The 18,624-nt window shown below is 38.1% G+C and carries 14 protein-coding genes; 11 read left to right on the forward strand and 3 right to left on the reverse strand.

Annotation, left to right across the window (positions count from 1 at the left end; all coding sequences use genetic code 11):
• The first annotated feature begins 121 nt into the window (after nt 1–121).
• Both IQ215_RS08735 and IQ215_RS08740 read left to right on the forward strand, forming a co-directional pair.
• Nucleotides 122–649: a universal stress protein gene (locus IQ215_RS08735; RefSeq protein WP_193800929.1), complete on the forward strand. Its 528-nt coding sequence runs from the start codon at nt 122–124 to the stop codon at nt 647–649.
• 204 nt (nt 650–853) lie between these two features.
• Nucleotides 854–2,110 carry an acetylornithine/succinylornithine family transaminase gene (locus tag IQ215_RS08740; RefSeq protein WP_193800930.1) on the forward strand — a complete coding sequence of 419 codons (1,257 nt, stop codon included), beginning with the start codon at nt 854–856 and terminating at the stop codon, nt 2,108–2,110.
• A 160-nt stretch (nt 2,111–2,270) separates the two neighbouring features.
• Here IQ215_RS08740 and IQ215_RS08745 read toward each other — a convergent pair whose 3' ends face one another.
• Nucleotides 2,271–3,317: a PstS family phosphate ABC transporter substrate-binding protein gene (locus IQ215_RS08745; protein ID WP_193800931.1), complete on the reverse strand. Its 1,047-nt coding sequence runs from the start codon at nt 3,315–3,317 to the stop codon at nt 2,271–2,273.
• A gap of 288 nt (nt 3,318–3,605) precedes the next feature.
• On the opposite strand from IQ215_RS08745, the gene pstS reads away from it, so the two are divergent.
• The 4 genes from pstS to pstB all read left to right on the forward strand — a co-directional run bounded on the left by pstS (nt 3,606) and on the right by pstB (nt 7,814).
• Nucleotides 3,606–4,772 (forward strand): phosphate ABC transporter substrate-binding protein PstS, encoded by a 1,167-nt coding sequence (gene pstS / locus IQ215_RS08750; RefSeq protein ID WP_193800932.1) that lies wholly within the window; start codon nt 3,606–3,608, stop codon nt 4,770–4,772.
• A gap of 109 nt (nt 4,773–4,881) precedes the next feature.
• Nucleotides 4,882–5,844 (forward strand): phosphate ABC transporter permease subunit PstC, encoded by a 963-nt coding sequence (pstC, locus tag IQ215_RS08755; RefSeq protein WP_193800933.1) that lies wholly within the window; start codon nt 4,882–4,884, stop codon nt 5,842–5,844.
• Between the two features lie 103 nt (nt 5,845–5,947).
• The gene (gene pstA / locus IQ215_RS08760; protein ID WP_193800934.1) at nt 5,948–6,838 is read left to right on the forward strand and encodes a phosphate ABC transporter permease PstA; all 891 of its coding nucleotides are present in this window, start codon (nt 5,948–5,950) and stop codon (nt 6,836–6,838) included.
• Between the two features lie 208 nt (nt 6,839–7,046).
• A complete protein-coding gene (gene pstB, locus IQ215_RS08765; RefSeq protein ID WP_193800969.1) occupies nt 7,047–7,814 on the forward strand; it encodes a phosphate ABC transporter ATP-binding protein PstB in 768 nt (255 codons plus the stop codon).
• A gap of 110 nt (nt 7,815–7,924) precedes the next feature.
• Here the strand turns inward: pstB and ctpC are convergent, their stop codons facing one another.
• Nucleotides 7,925–9,199 carry a carboxyl-terminal processing protease CtpC gene (gene ctpC / locus IQ215_RS08770; RefSeq protein ID WP_193800935.1) on the reverse strand — a complete coding sequence of 425 codons (1,275 nt, stop codon included), beginning with the start codon at nt 9,197–9,199 and terminating at the stop codon, nt 7,925–7,927.
• A 384-nt stretch (nt 9,200–9,583) separates the two neighbouring features.
• Here ctpC and IQ215_RS08775 point away from each other — a divergent pair, with 384 nt between their 5' ends.
• Nucleotides 9,584–10,039, forward strand: a complete 456-nt coding sequence (locus IQ215_RS08775) for an Hsp20/alpha crystallin family protein (protein ID WP_193800936.1) — start codon at nt 9,584–9,586, stop codon at nt 10,037–10,039.
• A 157-nt stretch (nt 10,040–10,196) separates the two neighbouring features.
• Nucleotides 10,197–10,949 (forward strand): SDR family NAD(P)-dependent oxidoreductase, encoded by a 753-nt coding sequence (locus IQ215_RS08780; RefSeq protein WP_193800937.1) that lies wholly within the window; start codon nt 10,197–10,199, stop codon nt 10,947–10,949.
• Here the strand turns inward: IQ215_RS08780 and IQ215_RS08785 are convergent.
• Nucleotides 10,933–12,018 (reverse strand): PepSY-associated TM helix domain-containing protein, encoded by a 1,086-nt coding sequence (locus IQ215_RS08785; protein WP_193800938.1) that lies wholly within the window; start codon nt 12,016–12,018, stop codon nt 10,933–10,935. The genes IQ215_RS08780 and IQ215_RS08785 overlap by 17 nt on opposite strands.
• Nucleotides 12,019–12,127: 109 nt before the next feature.
• On the opposite strand from IQ215_RS08785, the gene IQ215_RS08790 reads away from it, so the two are divergent.
• From IQ215_RS08790 to IQ215_RS08800, 3 genes are all read left to right on the forward strand, one after another.
• Nucleotides 12,128–13,300, forward strand: a complete 1,173-nt coding sequence (locus IQ215_RS08790) for a hybrid sensor histidine kinase/response regulator (protein ID WP_193800939.1) — start codon at nt 12,128–12,130, stop codon at nt 13,298–13,300.
• A 146-nt stretch (nt 13,301–13,446) separates the two neighbouring features.
• Nucleotides 13,447–17,832: a PAS domain S-box protein gene (locus IQ215_RS08795; protein ID WP_193800940.1), complete on the forward strand. Its 4,386-nt coding sequence runs from the start codon at nt 13,447–13,449 to the stop codon at nt 17,830–17,832.
• Between the two features lie 407 nt (nt 17,833–18,239).
• Nucleotides 18,240–18,617, forward strand: coding sequence for a DUF2358 domain-containing protein (locus IQ215_RS08800; RefSeq protein WP_193800941.1), 378 nt, complete (start codon nt 18,240–18,242; stop codon nt 18,615–18,617).
• Nucleotides 18,618–18,624: the final 7 nt, after the last annotated feature.

Genomic DNA, 18,624 nt, shown 5'->3' on the forward strand with positions numbered 1-18,624 from the left:
AAGATAAACAAACTAAATTAGTAACCATAAAAAGAAAATTAATTTTTTTATCGTAAAAGCAAAAAAATCAAGTAGCTATGTCAAACTATATATATAAGGGCAAAATAAAAGGAGCAAAACCATGGAAAATAAATTAGAGAATAAAAATAATAGTTTATCCCTAGGGTTTCACAAAATCATCGTCAGTTTAGACTACCCCGAAATTAATAAAGAAGTTTATCAACAAGCCCTAGCCATAGCTAAAAATAATCAGAGTGAATTAATGCTGTGCCATTGTTTGCACGAAAATCTATCCCATAATACTGATTTATTGATGCCTTCTGTGGTAGGTAGCGGGATGTATGCCTCCGAGGTTTGGGATGTTGAACAAGAAATGTTAGAAAATAACAAGAAAAAAATAAACGAATGGCTAGAATCATTACAAACTGAAGCTCATCAGGCACAGGTTAGATGTGAATTTGTCTGCTTAACAGGTAACATAGCCGTGGAAATTTGTGAATTAGCCCAAGAATGGAAAGCCGACTTAATCGTTACGGGGCGCCGAGGCTTAAAAGGCTTAGGAGAAGCATTATTAGGCAGTGTCAGTAACTATGTCGTCCACAACGCTCCCTGTGCTGTTTTGGTAATACAACATAGTACCAAAAATTGACCAAAAGTCAACAATAACTAAAAACCCACTCATGTTTAAATTGCTAAATTGAACGATCATTTTACCCTAGCTAGGGCATAAGAAAATGTCTTCAATTCTTTACCATTAGCAGTCGAATAAAAGTTAATGTGACACAATAAAAGGTAATTATTAGTATTTAAATAGTGAAAAAAAGCCTTTAATATAATTTTAGGAGTTTAATTTGTGAGTACAGCAACTTTAACATCTAGTTTTGGCGTTGCCCAAAGAGAAGACTTTAACCAATATGTAATGAATACCTACGGGCGTTTTCCCGTTACCATAGAAAAAGGTCAAGGGTGTAAACTATGGGATACTGAGGGTAAAGAATATCTTGATTTTGTAGCAGGTATTGCTACTTGTACCTTAGGCCATGGACATCCTGCCCTCATTGAGGCGGTGAGTGAGCAAATCAAGAAACTACACCATGTTTCTAATTTATATTATATTGCCGAACAGGGGGCATTAGCTAAAAAAATTGTCGAAAGTTCCTGTGCTGACAAGGTTTTTTTCTGTAATTCGGGGGCAGAAGCCAACGAAGCAGCCATTAAATTAGTTAGAAAATATGCCCATACGGTCTTAGAATTTTTAGAAGAACCTGTTATTTTAACTGCTAAATCTAGTTTCCATGGTCGTACTTTAGCCACTATCACCGCCACAGGGCAACCTAAATATCAAAAACATTTCCAACCTTTAGTACCGGGGTTTGAATATGTGCCTTACAATGATATTCGTGCCGTAGAAGAAGCTATCACTGATATTGATGAGGGCGATCGCCGCGTAGCTGCTATCATGATAGAACCATTACAAGGGGAAGGAGGAGTAAGGCCAGGGGATTTAGATTATTTCCTCCGCCTCAGAAAAATATGCGACGATACCGGCATTCTACTGGTGTTTGACGAAGTACAAGTGGGAGTAGGACGCACAGGGAAAATGTGGGGTTACGAAAATCTTGGGGTTGAACCTGATATTTTCACCAGTGCCAAGGGTTTAGCTGGGGGTATCCCCATCGGGGCGATGATGTGTAAATCTAGTTGTGATGTTTTTGAGCCCGGTAATCATGCTAGTACCTTCGGCGGTAATCCTTTCGCCTGTGCAGCAGCCCTCAAAGTGCTAGAAACCATCGATAATGAAGGTATTTTACAAAACGTCCAGGCCCGTGGCGAACAACTTAGAACCCGCTTAAGGGCGATCGCAACTAGCTATCCTCAAACATTTGAAGAAGTCAGAGGATGGGGACTAATCAACGGCATTGAAATTAAAGCCGACACCCCACTAACCTCCGTTGAAATCGTCAAAAAAGCCATGGAAAAAGGTTTATTACTAGCCCCCGCAGGGCCAAAAGTAGTTCGTTTTGTACCCCCCCTAATCATTTCTAGCCAAGAAATCGACCAAGGTGCCGACATCCTCGAACAAACCCTTAACGAATTAATTAACCCCTAATATCATATTCAATAAATTGAATATCAACCAATAGCCGTGTAATTCATTACACGGTGGGGCAACTGCTAAAATACAATCTAATTATAAGGAATTTTTCGAACTTGATATAATTCATTCCAAGGGGAGTGATTGATATATTTTCTATTCTCCCCAACTCAAGTTAAAAAACATAACCCCCCTCCCCATCCTTCGCATAGGCTTTACTCAACAACTCATTAATACTCACGTTAAAAACCGCCTCGCCATTAAACACCGTACCTATCTGATGGGTGTTGAAATGAATCAAAGCCACCTCATAAGCAGAATCAGGTAACGGTAAATAGCCAACCTCCCTTACAACCCCAGAAGCAGACTTCAGAAAATAATCCACAAAACCTTTTAAAGCACCATTATCCTGAGCGCTCTTAGCGTTAACATACATAAACAAAGGACGAGTCAAAGGACGATAAGTATTATTAATAATAGTTTCATCAGAAGGAAAAACCGCCCCTTCCCCATTATCAATAGCCAAAGCCTTTAACTTATCCTTATTCTGCTCATAATAAGCATAACCAAAATAGCCTAACCCATTAATATCCTGAGCCACCCCATTTACCAACGCCTCATCATTCTCGCTAAATACATAGTCATTACGACTAGCTTGAGCATCTCCCACAATTGCCCCCGTAAAATACTCAAAAGTACCAGAATCACGACCAGGACCAAATAAATTTAAAGTATTATCAACCCAATCAGAATTAACCTGATTCCAAGTCATAATTTGATTTTCTGCCTCCGGTTGCCACATAATTTTTAACTCTTGTACCGTAATAGAATTAAGCCAATTATTATTTGGATTTACCACCACCGTTAAAGCATCAAAAGCCACAGGCAATTCAATATAAGCCACTCCATTTTTTTTACACTCCTCCATGGCTTCCCTGGGAATTGGCACAGAAGAATTATTAATATCCGTTTCCCCATTACAAAACTTACGAAATCCACCCACAGAACCCGAAAAACTTACATCGATCGCCACTTGATTTTCACCTTGCCCATTAAAATTTTTTGCAATTAAATCGGTAATCGGAAAAACCGTACTTGAACCATCAATAGAGATTGATTTATTTTCTTCAGTAACACTATCTCCACAGCCTTGAGTCAAAATACCCAACCCTATACATACTAAAATATATTGAATTATTTTTGTTTTTGATTTACGCCACATAACCTTAATCCTCAAACAATACAAAGAGTTAACTTGGTTCTTAACTCTAATATTATTTCAAAAATAATTAGTTAGTGATAAATGTAACAAAAAAGATAAACTACATTTAAAACCTTAAAAAAAACCAAAGCTAAAGAGTTTTTTTCTCAATAAAATAAGCAGATCAAATCAGTTAAAAAAAAAGATAGATAAAAAATAAATTTCTTAACCTAACCTTTACCAACAAATAAGCATCCCTGTTCTATGATTAAAACCTGAACAGGAAATTAAATTTTTATTCTCAATTATATGTTGACAAAATTAAACAGTAAAACTTTAAAAAATAAAGTTGTTGGCGGATTTTCTAGCCTAACCCTAGCTTTCATTCTTGCCGCCTGTGGCGGTGAATCCACCACTACCACCCCCGAAGGAGGTACAGAAACAGGAGGAGAAACCACCGAAACCACCACCGGTAGTATCGAACTTCCCTTCGACGATAGCGTTTCCTTAACCGGTGCAGGAGCAAGTTTCCCCGCCTCTATTTATCAAAACTGGTTTGTAAGCCTTAACGAACAAGTACCCCAACTACAAGTAAACTATCAGTCTGTCGGTAGTGGTGCAGGAATTGAACAATTCACCGCAGGAACTGTAGATTTTGGTGCTAGTGACGTTGCCATGACTGACGAACAAATTGCCGAAATTGATAGAGGAGTTTTACTATTACCCGTTACCGCAGGGGGTATCGTATTCGCATTCAACGTGCCTGGGGTAGAAGAATTAAACCTCAGTAGAGAAGTGTATGTGGACATCGCCCTAGGTAGAATTACTAGATGGAACGATCCTCGCATTGCCGCCGATAACCCCGATGCCCAATTACCCGACTTAGCCATCACCTTCGTACATCGTTCCGACGGTAGTGGTACTACAGGGGTACTCACCAAACATCTATCCGCCATTAGTCCTGATTGGGAAAGCGAAGTAGGCTCAGGAACTACCGTAGAATGGGGTAACGCTGGGGGAACTTTTATCGGTAGTAGAGGTAACGAAGGGGTAACCGCTAGTATCATGCAAACCGAAGGGGGCATTGGCTACATTGAATATGGTTATGCCCTTAACAACGATATTCCCATGGCTTCTTTACAAAATGCCTCTGGAGAATTTGTTTACCCCACCGAAGAAACCACCTCAGCAACCTTGGGTAACGTAGAACTACCTGATAACCTTAGAGCATTTATCCTCGATCCTGAGGGCGCTAATTCCTATCCCATTGTTACCTATACTTGGATTTTGGCTTATCAACAATATGATGATCCTCAAAAAGCCGTCGCCTTAGAAGCCGCTATTCAGTATGCCCTAACCGACGGTCAAAATGTTGCCACTGAACTAGGTTATATCCCCTTACCTCCCAATGTGGCCGCTAGGGTAGCTCAGGCAGCTGATCAACTTACCGATGAATTTACCATCACCGTTGAATAAAACCTACTTCCATTTTAGGAATTTTTAAAAATTGCCATTTTCTCGACAAATACTACGGGAAAATGGTATAAACCGATATATTTACAGTTTATTTAACTTGGTATTTAAAATGAGTGTTTCTGGTTATTCCAGTCGTTCTAGTGCCGTTACCGATTCTAGATCCGTTACTGAAAAAAATCTCGATACGGGCTTTCGTTGGTTAACCTATGCCTTTGCCATCGGTATCGGTTTAATTTTAATTAGTATTGCTTTAATTATCATCGTTGGTGCTTGGCCGGCCATTGTCGAATTCAATGTCGGTTTTTTTGCGGGTAGTAGCTGGAATCCCGTGGAAGATGAATACGGAACTTTGATGGTAATTTATGGAACTTTGGTTAGTTCTTTTATTGCTCTGCTAATTGCCGTACCCTTGGGGGTGGGCGCTGCTATTTTTTTAAGTGAGGATTTTTTACCGGAACAAATTCGCACCATCTTGGTGTTTTTGGTGGAAATTTTGGCGGCTATCCCCAGTGTTGTATATGGTTTATGGGGTATCTTTGTTTTAATTCCTTTAACCAGAACCCTCGGACTTTGGTTGAATGCTAATTTTGGTTGGATTCCCATTTTTAGCACTGAGCCATCAGGTCCTGGTATGTTACCCGCTGGGATTATTCTAGCAATCATGATTTTACCTATTATCATAGCCATTTCCCGTGATTCTTTGGCTTCTTTGCCCCCTGATTTACGTCAGGCTTCTTTAGGTTTGGGGGCTACTCGTTGGGAAACTATTTTCCGTGTGTTAATTCCTGCTGCCATTTCTGGTATTGTGGGGGGAACTATGTTGGCTTTGGGTCGTGCTATGGGTGAAACCATGGCGGCAACCATGATTATTGGTAATGCTAATCGTCTTAATATATCTATTTTAGATCCTGCGAACACGATCGCCTCTTTGATCGCTAATCAATTTGCTGAGGCTAGTGGTTTACAGGTATCGGCTTTGATGTATGCTGGTTTGGTGTTAATGATCTTAACTTTTATTGTCAATATTTTTGCTGAATTAATTGTTAATAAAATTAAGGCTAAATACGAATAGTTAATTTAAGGATATTTTTTGATATTTTTAAATCATCTATTTATGAACAATTTTACCTTAATTTCAAAGTTGATTTGTATCTAACTTTATCTTAAATTTTATTATGACTTCCTCAACCATTAAAGGTTTAGATTTAAAGAAAAATAGCAATAGCCCAAGAACTATTATGGGTAATGTCATGACGGCTATTTCTGGTCTTTGTGTCCTCATTACCCTCATCCCTTTAGTGGCACTTATTTATTTTGTGGTGGTACAGGGCTTTAGTCGTCTCAATGCCGATCTATTTACCAAGTTACCCCCTCCCCCTGGCTTGACTGAGGGGGGTTTAGCTAATGCCATCATCGGAACTTTGGTGGTGGTGGGTATTGCTACCCTGATTTCTGTTCCCTTTGGGGTAATGGCTGCCATTTATCTCTCGGAGTTTAGTGGTAATAATAAAACCGCCCTAGCCATTCGTTTTGCCACCAATGTTTTAAGTGGTGTACCCTCCATTATTGCGGGGGTATTTGCCTATGGCTTATTGGTTGCTACGGGTATTGTGGGTTTTTCTTCTGTCGCTGGGGGTGTTGCTTTGGCGGTATTGATGTTACCTACCATTATTCGTACCACCGATGAAGCCCTGAAAATTATTCCCCAAGAAATTCGCTGGGCTGCTTTAGGGGTAGGGGCTTATAATTATCAAACGGTATTAAAAATCGTCTTACCTGCCGCCTTACCCGGGATTTTAACTGGGGTTACCTTGGCGATCGCCCGTGCGGCTGGAGAAACCGCCCCCCTACTATTCACCGCCCTATATTCCAACTTTTGGCCTAACGTATCAGCCCAAGGATTATTTGAACCCATCGCCACCCTAGCGGTATTGGTGTATAACTTTGCGATCGTTCCTTTCCCCGCTCAAAACGAGTTGGCCTGGGCTGGGGCATTAATTTTAGTTATGTTGGTACTCTTTACCAGTATTATTGCTCGTTTTGCCCTCAGAAAAAAGGTTTATTAATCATTTAATTCTCCAGAGAAATTTAATAACTTTAGCCTTAAAATTAGAAGAGGAATAATAGTTCCATAAATTTTTGAAATAATCATCGTCCATAGATATTCCGCACCTTTAATCAATTAATTTTTTATCGTTAATTCAAATAAAAAAAATGCACTCTGATAACAATTACACCGATTCCCCCGATATTGACATTAGTGATTCAAGAGTAATGGCATTGGACAATGTTGATATTTATTATGGTAGCTATAAAGCCGTTAGGGGAATTAACTTAGAAATTCCGCAAAATCAAATAACCGCTTTTATTGGTCCTTCTGGGTGTGGTAAAAGTACCATTCTTCGCTCTTTAAATCGTCTCAATGACTTAATTAAGTCTTTTCACCTCACAGGGAAAGTAAGCTACCACGGACAAAATATTTATAACAAAAGTATCGATCCTGTAAAATTACGTCATCACATCGGCATGGTTTTCCAGCGCCCTAACCCATTTCCTAAAAGTATTTATGACAATGTGGCCTATGGGGCAAGAATCAATGGTTATAAAGGGGATTTAGATGAATTGGTAGAAACTTCCCTCCGCCGTGCGGTATTGTGGGATGAGGTAAAAGATAAATTGAAAAAAAGTGGTTTTTCCCTATCAGGGGGACAACAACAGCGGTTATGTATTGCTAGAACCATTGCCGCAGAACCAGAGGTACTATTAATGGATGAGCCTTGTTCTGCCCTTGATCCCATTTCCACCCTCAAAATTGAGGAGTTGATGCACGAATTAAAACAAAATTACACCATTGTCATTGTCACCCACAATATGCAACAGGCCACGAGGGTAGCCGATCGCACCGCCTTTTTTAATGCTGAGGCCATCGGTGATAAGGGTAATAAAATCGGTTATTTGGTGGAGTTTGACGACACCGACAAAATATTTAATGACCCTGCTGAGGAATTAACCAGAGATTATGTGAGTGGTAAGTTTGGTTAACTTTTTTTATCACCACAAAAGTCGTTGAAATCAAATATAAAACTGTTCTTGATCAAAGTATTTAATGGTGGGCGATACATCGTCCCACCTTTTTTTAATCTGTCTGAATTTTAATTTCTAGCGGTGTTACCCATTTGGTTTCCGAGAACTTCAAGAGCCTTTTTAAATTGAGCATCTTCCAAAGTACCGACCTTCTGGCGATCGCCCGCTAAAACCTCCCGTTGCTCCTCACTAAGTTCATAAACAATGTCGGGGGTAATACCCTCTTTATTAATATCCCGACCATCAGGGGTGAGATACTTAGAAATAGTCACCGCCAATCCAGAACCATCACTCAAACCGCGCACCGACTGTACCAAACCCTTACCAAAAGTCTGAGTTCCCACAATGGTTGCCCTTTCATTATCCTGTAGAGCGCCCGAAACAATTTCACTAGCACTGGCAGAACCACCATCCACCAACACCACCAAAGGTTTATCCGTCAAAGCTCTACCATTGGCCTGATGACTATCCACCTCCCCAACTCGGTCAACGGTGGTGACAATACCTCCTCGGTCAATAAACATCCGAGAAATTTCCACACTAGAATATAATAAACCCCCCGGATTAGAACGTAGATCTAAAATATAACCATTAACGTTTTGGGATTCGGCTTGGGCGATCGCCTCTCGCATCTCCGCAGAAGCATTATTACTAAACTGAACCAATCGAATATAAGCAATTCTACCAAGGTTCGGATCTTCTTCAATGCGGCTTCTAACAGGTTTAATCTCAATCTTTGCCCTAGTCAACTCAAAATCAATTTCCCGATTATCCCTTTGTATTGTAAGCACCACATTACTTCCAGGGACACCCCTAATTAAATTAACCGCATCATTTAGCTCCATCCCTTCAGTGCTTTGACCATCAATTTTTGTGATAATATCCTTCGCCATAAGCCCCGCCTCCGATGCAGGGGTATCCTCAATGGGCGCCACCACCACAATATTATTTGTCTCCTCCTCCTTGGTGATTTGAATACCAACCCCTGTTAACTCCCCAGAAGTGTCAATCTGCATACTCTTAAACTCCTCAGGGTCCATAAAACGAGTATAGGGATCTTCTAAAGTTTTCAACATCTCCCTTACCGCCTCATAGGCTTCCTCCTCATTGGCATATTCCCTTTCTAGGTATTCATTTCTAATGCTACGCCAATCTTGACCGTTAAAAGTTGCATCGACATAACGGCTATTGATTACTTGCCATACCTCATCGACTATTTCCTTAGGACTTTGTTGGACAAAAGCCTGAGTTTGCGAATAGTGGAGACCAAAGCCTGTGATTGCTACACTACCAGCAGTTAAGGCGGTTGCCCCTAAGATTAGTCCATTTTTGGTGATGTTCATAGTGTCGAATTCGTGTTATGAAAATTAGTTTTTTGTTGTTAGCCTTTGTTGTTAAAGATAATTTACTTAATGGTTTTCTATCTTTAATAAATAGGTTTTTAACGATACTTTGATGTTAGCATAATTTATTTTTCCCTTGTTAACATCCTCTATGGTTCTCTTTGTCTCTTTTACACGACTATAGATGATTCTTGAAACCTTATTTTTCCATACTCCCAACATATATTTTTAAATTGAGGAATTATACTGTTTTAGTTAACTATAAACATTCGGTAAACCATCCTGCCTAAATATCGGTTTTCCCTAATCTATTTTAACCTATTTATTGCCAGAATATAAATTAAGTAACAGCTTATTAATGACCATTGCTGGAGGATTAAATATATGTCTTTAGTTCGTTTTTATCCCTTATCTGATGTTAATGGTTTACACCGTCAAATGAATCGTTTATTTGATGAATTAAGTAATACTTGGGAACAAGTTCCAACCATTGGTAATATTCCTTTAGAATTATTTGACAATGGTGATACCCTCGTTTTAAAGGCAGTTCTGCCCGGTGTTAATAAAGATGACATTGATATTAGTGTCAGCCGTCAAAATTTAAAAATTGCAGGGGAGTATCATCAAAACGTAGCGGAAAAAGAAAATAACTATTTTATTTCTGAGTTTAATTATGGTAAATTTGAACGTACTATTAATTTACCTTTTCCTATTAAAAATACTGAAGTAGTAGCAGATTATAATGATGGTATTTTAACTTTAACTTTACCTAAGGTAGAGGAAGTAAAAAATAAGGTTGTCAAGGTTAGTTTAAATCCAGTAAAAAGTATTGATAATTAGTTTTTGATTACTGTTTCAAACTTTTATTCTTATTTTTAATGTATCATTCTAGGGCGATCGCATTTAACCAGTAAGGGCGATCGCCCCTATTTTTTTAACCAACTAACTGTAAAATAAAAAGTGCCATTATCCATAACCAATCAATCAATAAAAAATCATGTCCCATCAACATTGTTTAATCCTAGGAGCAAGTCAAGGCATAGGTTTAGGATTCGTTAAACAACTAGCCGAAGATAATAATTATCAAAAAATATACAGCCTATATAGAAATAAAAATAACGCCGAAAAACTATTTCAACTACAACAACAATATCCCCATAAAATTCATTGCATACAAGGAGATATAACCCAAGAAAAAGACATCATTAACCTAGTAGAAAAAATAAAATCAACCACCAATCAACTTCACCTAGTCATCAACTGCGTAGGAATTTTGCATCAAGGAGAAATACAACCCGAAAAAAGTTTAAAACATATCCATAGCCCCAACCTACTACATTACTTTCAAGTAAACGCCATCCCAACCGTCTTACTAGCCAAACATCTCCTCCCCCTGCTAAAACATAGCCAAAAGAGCATTTTTGCCACCATCTCAGCCAAAGTAGGTAGCATAGAAGACAACTATCTAGGAGGTTGGTATGGTTACCGTGCCTCCAAATCAGCCCTCAATATGTTCATTAAAAATATAGCCATAGAATATAACCGAGTCAGCAAAAACACCATCGTTATCGCCCTCCACCCCGGCACCACCGACACCCAACTATCCCAACCCTTTCAAGGAAATGTTCCCCCCGAAAAACTATTTTCTGTCGAGCGTTGCACCTCTCAATTACTATTAATAATTAATCGCTTAACCAAAAATGATCACGGTAAATTTTTCTCCTGGGATGGCTCTATTTTGCCTTGGTAAAAAAGAACTTTTTTTTCTGAATCCAAATCAAAAATCCCGTTAAAGATAAACCTACTAATACGAATCCAAAAACAAAATAAACTCCCATGCTAAATATACCGAATAAAATACCATAATGAAAAACATCAGACCATACCCGAAAACGCTGATAAAATGATTTTTCAGAGAACTTATCAACATTCAATAATTCTCCTGTTTTGCCATTAAAAGAAATATAACTTCTACCCCGAGGATTAATATCATAACCCTGTTTAAAACGAAACTCAATAATATCTCTTTCTTCTACAAACTTGACTTCTGTAAAATTATTTTCCCCCGTAATATGTTTTGCTTCTCTTAAAAGACTATCTAGGGATGATAAATTAGTATTATTATTTACCATTAAAGATTGATTATTGACTGTCACAGTTTCTAAATTAGATGGAGAAAAAAGTTTATTTATCGGTTGCTCAAAAGCTAATATTGATCCCGTAATAGCCATATTAGCCACCAAAATAAAAGAAAAAATACCGATAAATTGATGTAAATCATAATTAATAACTTGCGGTTTTGACAACCAGCGCACCTTAAAGCCCATACGAAACCTTTTCCACCCCTTCCAAAGAAATATACCAGTAAGAGAAAGAATCAATAAACAAATCCCCAATAAACCAAGAATAAATTTACCAATATTTCCCCCTAATAACTCCGTATGTAACCTATGTAAAAAAGGATCATAAGTATTATTTCTGCCATAAATATTTAATACTTTTTCCTGCTCAAAATCAAAATAAATTTCTTGCCTAATGTCTTGAGCATCATTCAAAATAAGACGTAACGGAGACTTTTTTTGCAATGGTAAAACAATTTTTGTTAACCTAAGACTAGGATAACTTTCAGTCAAAAAATTAACAGTTTTATCCAAAGTATAGTCAGGTTTATCAACATCTAATTGGTGAGTGTAACTATAAACCACAGGAGTTATCTCCCGACTCCATACCAAGTAGCTACCAGTCAAACCCATAACCATAATAATCAGAGCTACCATTACCCCAATTATTTGATGAACCCTTAAGAAAAATTTCCTCATAAAATATTACTTAAATTTAATATTTATTGAACCATCAAGCTACCATAGCACTATACTATTAAAAGTTATTTATACATTTTACAAAAAACAATTTATTCCTTCATTATCCATGAAAAACTACTCCATTCTTGTAGTTGATGATGAGCCAGATAACTTTGACGTTATCGAGACATTTTTAACCTCAGAAGAATATCAATTATATTACTGCTCCAGTGGTTATGACGCCATCCATTGGTTAGAAGACTTTGAGCCAGATTTAATATTGCTAGATGTGATGATGCCAGAATTAGACGGTATCCAAGTATGTCGAGAAATCAAAAGCAGAAGCAAATGGAAAAAAATACCTATCATAATGGTAACAGCCCTTAATTCAAAACAAGACCTAGCAAACTGCTTAGAATCAGGCGCTGATGACTTTATTGGTAAACCCGTAAACAGCATTGAATTAAAAGCCAGAATCAAATCGATGTTGAGAATAAAAACTCAATACGATCGCCTTAATCAGTTTTCCATCTTACAAAGGAATACCATTAATATGTTAGCCAGAAACATGGACGAGCTAACAGGAAATATTGCTACGAGTTTATCCCATGAATTAAATACCCCCCTAAATGGTATTGTAGGGGCGCTCGATATTCTCACCAGTAATTTTTCTGATGATGACGAGTTTAACCTAGACAATGAAGAAATATTAGAATTATTAGACTGCGCCCAAAACTCCACCAATCGATTAGTCGATTTAACCAAAAGATTTTTACTCTATCTACAACTAGCCATATCCAACTCCACCAAAAAAGAATCCATTGCGGGGGAAAGTATTTTTTCCCTTGCCATCATTGATGGCATCACTAAAGAAATAGCCCTAAACCTCAGTCGTGAGCAAGATTTAGTTTTTGAGATACAAGAAGCAACCCTTGCCATTAACGAACAATATTTAGCCTTAATAATTTCCGAGTTAGTAAGTAACGCCCTCAAATTTTCCCCCTCAAATTCACCCATCACTATCTCAAGCCACATAGATAATAATCAACTGCATATTTGCATCCACGATTTAGGGAAAGGAATGACAGCCGAACAAATTTCCAAAGTAGGCATTTTAAGGCAATTTGAACGGGAAAAACACCAACAACAAGGGGTAGGTATTGGGTTAAACCTAGTCAGAATGATAACTCAAGCCGTTGAAGGTTCGATGAACATTGATAGTGTTTATGGAAAAGAAACCAAAGTAGTAATTAGTTTACCGATTATGCAGGAAGAAGAAACCATGGCTGATGAACATTAAGATTTTGTCATATTAGGTAGTGGATATTAGGGATTTTTGTTTTGTTTGGGGAAAATGAAGGCATAAGGTAATCAAAGTTTGATGATTTATTAACCTTGTACCTCACCCGTAAAAATACAAACTGATGTTGACAGGAAAAAGGGCTAATGACACAACCTATTAATATAACCATCCAAAACTTACAAAGTGCAATGATTGATGATCCCTTAACGGTATCACCCCAAAGCACCCTTACAGATGTTATAACCCTAATCCATCATAAATACCATCAGCAACATGATCCTATTTTAAAAGTAAAAACTCCCTGTACCTGTGCAGTGGTCGTTGAATCAGATAAAATTGTTGGTATTCTAACCCTAAAAGATATTCTAGGTTTAACCCTTAGCCATCATAACACCTTAGATAATTTAGTTATTGGGGAAGTGATGAAATCCCCCGTTATTACTCTGAAAATTTCAGAATTTGACGATTTATCTACCCCAAAAAATTTACTCAAGCAACATAACATTAATCACCTTCCTATCATCGATGAAAATAATTATCTAGTGGGCTTAGTTACCCATCAAACCATCGAAAACCTAGCTTATTACCATCTCCAAAAACAACTACAAGAAAAACAACAAACAGAAGAAAACCTCAAAGAAAGTGAAAATCGCTTCCGTCAACTAGCCGAAAATATTGACCTAATCTTTTACCTAACTAACCCAGAATGTACCGAAACATATTATATTAGCCCTTCTTATGAATCAATTTGGGGTAAATCTTGCCAAAGTTTATACGAAAATCCTACCTCCTACCTAGATAATATTCACCCCGAAGATAAACATATCGTCCTCCAAGTTAAAGAAAACCAAATATATGAAGAGCAAACCACCGCCGAATATCGTATAATACGTCCCGATGGTGAAATTCGTTGGATTTTAGATCGCACCTTTCATGTTAAAACATCCGATTGCCAAACCACGAGAATATGTGGCATTGCCGAAGACATCACCGCCGGGAAAGAATATGAAATACAACTAATAGAATCTACCAGGGAACTAGAAACCACCTCCCATCGCCTTCAAGAAGTCCAAAGAATCGCTAAACTAGCCCATTGGGAATATGATCACCGTAATCATCAAGTTTACTGGTCAGAGCAATGTTTTTCCATATTTGAACTTAATCCCGATCAGTTTATTCCTACTTATAACAATTTTTTACAATTTGTTCATCCGGGCGATCGCCCCTTAGTCCATCAACATTACTCAAATCATATTCATAACCATACCCCCTACAGTATCTCCCACCGCATCATAACCCCCAAAGGAGAAATAAAATATATACAAAACCAATGCGAAACAGAATATACCCTTGAGGGGAAACCCATCATCTCCCGAGGCACAACCCAAGACATCACCGCCATCAAACAAACCGAAATCGAACTAGCAAAACTAAATCAACAACTAGAACAAAAAGTCATTCAGCGCACCCACGAACTATGGGAAATCAACCACCTGCAAACAACCATCCTCGATAGCACCGACTACGCCATCATATCCATCGACTGTAACGGTTATATCAAAACCTTTAACCGTGGAGCAGAAAAAATGTTGGGCTACATCTCCACCGAAGTCATCGACAAAACAACCCCCCTCCTATTCCTCGACAAAGAAGAAATCAAAGCCCATAGCCTAAAAATATTTCAACAACTAGGGCAACCAATCCCCCCACAAATCAACGACTTTACCATCAACCAAGTATTAAACCAACTCAGCCAAGAAGTTACCATTCACCACATTAAAAAAAATGGTACTCGTTTCCCCGTCATGATGACCATAAACCCCCTCAAAAACGAGCAAGGAGAAACCATCGGTTTTTTGAGCATCGGTAAAGACATTACCGCCCGTAAACAAACAGAAATCAAGATACAAAAAGAAAATATCCTACGACAACAAATCCTCGAAAAAATGGGCGATGGCTTATGTGTCTTCTACGAAACTGCCCATCATCCCTTAATACGCTTCACCATCTGGAATCCCAAAATGGAAACCATTACAGGCTACAGCCGAGAAGAAATTAATACCCGTGGTTGGTTTGAGTGCGTCCATCCCCATGCCGAAACCAGAGCCATAGCCATAGAGAGACTCAAAAAAGTCAGTGAAGGAAAAAATCTGATGGCCGAAGAATGGGAAATACACACCAAAAATGGCGAAAAGCGCATCATTACCGTTTCTACCTCCATCCTTGCCACAGAGGGTAATATTATTTTTGTTCTTGCAGTCATTCAAGATATTACAGAAAGAAAAAAGAAGGAAATTGAAAACCTCTATTTAAAAGAGCGTTTAGAATTTGCCCTCTCATCTAGCCCCGCCACCATTTATAGTTGTGACGCTACCCAAGAAAATCTTCCCGTCAAATTCATTAGCCCCAACGTGAAAACCCTTGTGAATTATCAAGCTAAAGACTTTATCTCAGGTTCACTATATTGGAATGATTTTATTCACCCCGACGACATCCCAACCGTTAACAAAACCCTCGAACAAGAGCTTTTAACTAACAACTACTGTTCCCTTGAATATCGCTTTTTAACGGGCAATGGAGATTATATTTGGTTACAGGATGAAATGGTTTTATATCGAGATAATCAAGGTAATCCTCGTAATATTGTTGGTTATGTGGCGAATATCAACGATCGCAAACAGGCCCAAATCCAACTAAAACAGAAAACCGAACTACTCTCCACCATCAGTAAAGCAGAATCACAATTTATCACCGCCGAAAATCGTTTAACCATCTTTGAGCAACTACTTTCAGACTTATTAGAATTAACCGACAGCGAATATGGCTTTATTGGGGAGGTACTATTTAAAGAAGACGGTAGCGCCTCCATTGAAGAAAACTTTTTCAAAATTAAAGGAGTACCCTACATCAAAAACCGCAGCATTACCAACATCGCTTGGAATGAAGAAACCCTCAAATATTACGAAGAAAACTTTGAAGAGGGTATGGAATTTCATAATATGCAAACCCTATTCGGGGCAGTAGTTACCACAGGAAAGCCCGTTATTGCCAATAACCCTAGCACTGATTCTCGTCGGGGCGGCACTCCCCAAGGGCATCCCCCCCTAAATGCTTTTTTAGGTTTACCGTTTTTTAGTGGTCATAATTTAGTGGGTATTGTTGGCATTGCTAATGCTCCAAGGGATTATGATGATGCCGTAATTGAATATTTACAACCATTTTTGATGACTTGTAGTATTTTAATTGAAGGTTTTCGCCTCGATCAACAAAAAAAATTAGCCGAACAACAATTATTTGAAAGTAATCAACAGTTAATTCGGGCTAATCGCTTGAAGGATGAGTTTTTGGCGAATATGAGCCATGAATTAAGAACCCCCCTCAATGCTATTTTGGGTATGACGGAGGGGTTATTAGACGAAATATTTGGGCAGATAAACAATAAACAACTAAAAGCCCTTAATACCATCGAACGTAGTGGCACCCATTTACTGGAGTTAATTAATGATATTCTCGATTTAGCCAAAATTGAAGCCGAACATCTGGAGCTACACTGTGAGCCTGTTTCTATTAATAATCTTTGTGATTCTAGCTTAGCTTTTGTGAAACAAATGGCTTTGAAAAAAAGAATACAGTTAACCACTGATTTACCCGCTACTTTTCCCGATTTAATCGTTGATGAAAGAAGAATTAGACAAGTATTAATTAATTTACTTAATAATGCGGTTAAGTTTACCCCCAAGGGAGGTAATATTAGTCTTCGGTTTTCTTGCAATCCTCCACCGATAGTCCCTGATTTTTTTACCCATACTTTTGAGAATCGGGGGGATACTTCCCATAATTTGTCTTCCCAAAGCTATATTTATATTTCGGTGATTGATACGGGTATCGGAATTTCTCCTGATAATATACAAAAACTTTTTCAACCTTTTATGCAGATTGATAGTGCTTTAAATCGTCAATATGCTGGTACAGGTTTAGGTTTATCCCTTGTGCGTAAAATTGTTGAATTGCATGGGGGTTATGTGATTGTTAGTAGTCAATTGGGGGTGGGTAGTTATTTTACTATTGTTTTGCCCTGTGTTTGTTGTGATTCTTCCCTTATTACGGAGGCAGTTGATAATTCATCTATTATTCCTCAGAATGTTACTTCATCTCCTCTGGAGAAACCTTTGATTTTGTTGGCGGAGGATAATGAGGCTAATATTCGCACCATTGCTAATTATTTGAAGGCTAAGGGCTATAATTTAATTTTTGCCGAAAATGGTGAAAAGGCTGTTTCTTTGGCGATTTCGGAACAGCCAGACTTGATTCTGATGGATATTCAAATGCCCCAGATGAATGGTTTAGAGGCGATCGCCCTTATCCGTGAACATGATACCCTGTGTAATACCCCTATTATCGCCCTCACGGCTTTAGCCATGAAAGGAGATGAAGAAAAATGTCTGCGCATGGGCGCCAATGAATATTTGAGTAAACCTCTCAAAATGAAGCAGTTAGTTAGTAAAATTCAACAATTATTGATGGTTTAAGTCCTCCTAGTATTTAAGCTCAATACGGGAGATGGGGAGTATGGGAGATGAGGGGTATGGGAGAGGAGGAGTAGGGGTGATGAGGAGTAGGGGTGATGAGGGGTATGGGTGATGAGGAGTATGGGTGATATAGTTCGATTTATTGAACGATAAACTGTTAGCCTTGTAATTCATTGCAAGGCGAGTCATGATATATTGTCTAAATCTGAGTGGGTGTAATTCATTACATGGTGGGCGTTGGTGAATTAAGGTATGATTTCTTGTTGAGGAAGGGAACAGGGAACGGGGAATAGGGAACAGTTATAATATTTAGAAGTCTTAGTTTTTTGTGTAATTCAATAATGTTTCATACTCAAAATCAGCAATGCCGAATTTAGTATCAGTATTAAAACGCAAAATAAAAAAATATGAATTTAGTCAAAATTATTGAGGAAGATTATCAGCGATTTCCAGAAAATCAAACTTACGGTATTTACGCTGAAGATGTTCATTTTAAAGATCCTGTTTATGATTTTCGGGGCTTAAAAAAATATCAAGAGATGATTGGTTTTTTAAAGAAATGGTTTGCTAATTTACGCTTAGAACTTCATGAGATTGAGCAATGTGGAGATCAAATTAACACCCGTTGGACTATGTCATGGAATAGCCCTTTACCTTGGAAGCCTTTTATTTCCGTTTCCGGCCGTAGTGAGTTAAAGTTAAAGGATAATTTAATTGTGGGCCATTATGACTATTGGGATAAGTCTTTCTGGCATATGATTAAACAACATTTTCCTTTTCAATAGTTATATA

This window comes from Cyanobacterium stanieri LEGE 03274 (assembly GCF_015207825.1).
Taxonomy (GTDB): domain Bacteria; phylum Cyanobacteriota; class Cyanobacteriia; order Cyanobacteriales; family Cyanobacteriaceae; genus Cyanobacterium; species Cyanobacterium stanieri_B.

Coding starts and splice junctions, on each gene's coding strand:
- IQ215_RS08790 (WP_193800939.1), top strand. CDS start 12,128: ATGAAAAACTACTCCATTCTTGTAGTTGATGATGAGCCAGATAACTTT.
- ctpC (WP_193800935.1), bottom strand. CDS start 9,199: ATGAACATCACCAAAAATGGACTAATCTTAGGGGCAACCGCCTTAACT.
- pstC (WP_193800933.1), top strand. CDS start 4,882: ATGAGTGTTTCTGGTTATTCCAGTCGTTCTAGTGCCGTTACCGATTCT.
- pstB (WP_193800969.1), top strand. CDS start 7,047: ATGGCATTGGACAATGTTGATATTTATTATGGTAGCTATAAAGCCGTT.
- IQ215_RS08780 (WP_193800937.1), top strand. CDS start 10,197: ATGTCCCATCAACATTGTTTAATCCTAGGAGCAAGTCAAGGCATAGGT.
- IQ215_RS08775 (WP_193800936.1), top strand. CDS start 9,584: ATGTCTTTAGTTCGTTTTTATCCCTTATCTGATGTTAATGGTTTACAC.
- pstA (WP_193800934.1), top strand. CDS start 5,948: ATGACTTCCTCAACCATTAAAGGTTTAGATTTAAAGAAAAATAGCAAT.
- IQ215_RS08745 (WP_193800931.1), bottom strand. CDS start 3,317: ATGTGGCGTAAATCAAAAACAAAAATAATTCAATATATTTTAGTATGT.
- IQ215_RS08800 (WP_193800941.1), top strand. CDS start 18,240: ATGAATTTAGTCAAAATTATTGAGGAAGATTATCAGCGATTTCCAGAA.
- pstS (WP_193800932.1), top strand. CDS start 3,606: ATGTTGACAAAATTAAACAGTAAAACTTTAAAAAATAAAGTTGTTGGC.
- IQ215_RS08735 (WP_193800929.1), top strand. CDS start 122: ATGGAAAATAAATTAGAGAATAAAAATAATAGTTTATCCCTAGGGTTT.
- IQ215_RS08785 (WP_193800938.1), bottom strand. CDS start 12,018: ATGAGGAAATTTTTCTTAAGGGTTCATCAAATAATTGGGGTAATGGTA.
- IQ215_RS08795 (WP_193800940.1), top strand. CDS start 13,447: ATGACACAACCTATTAATATAACCATCCAAAACTTACAAAGTGCAATG.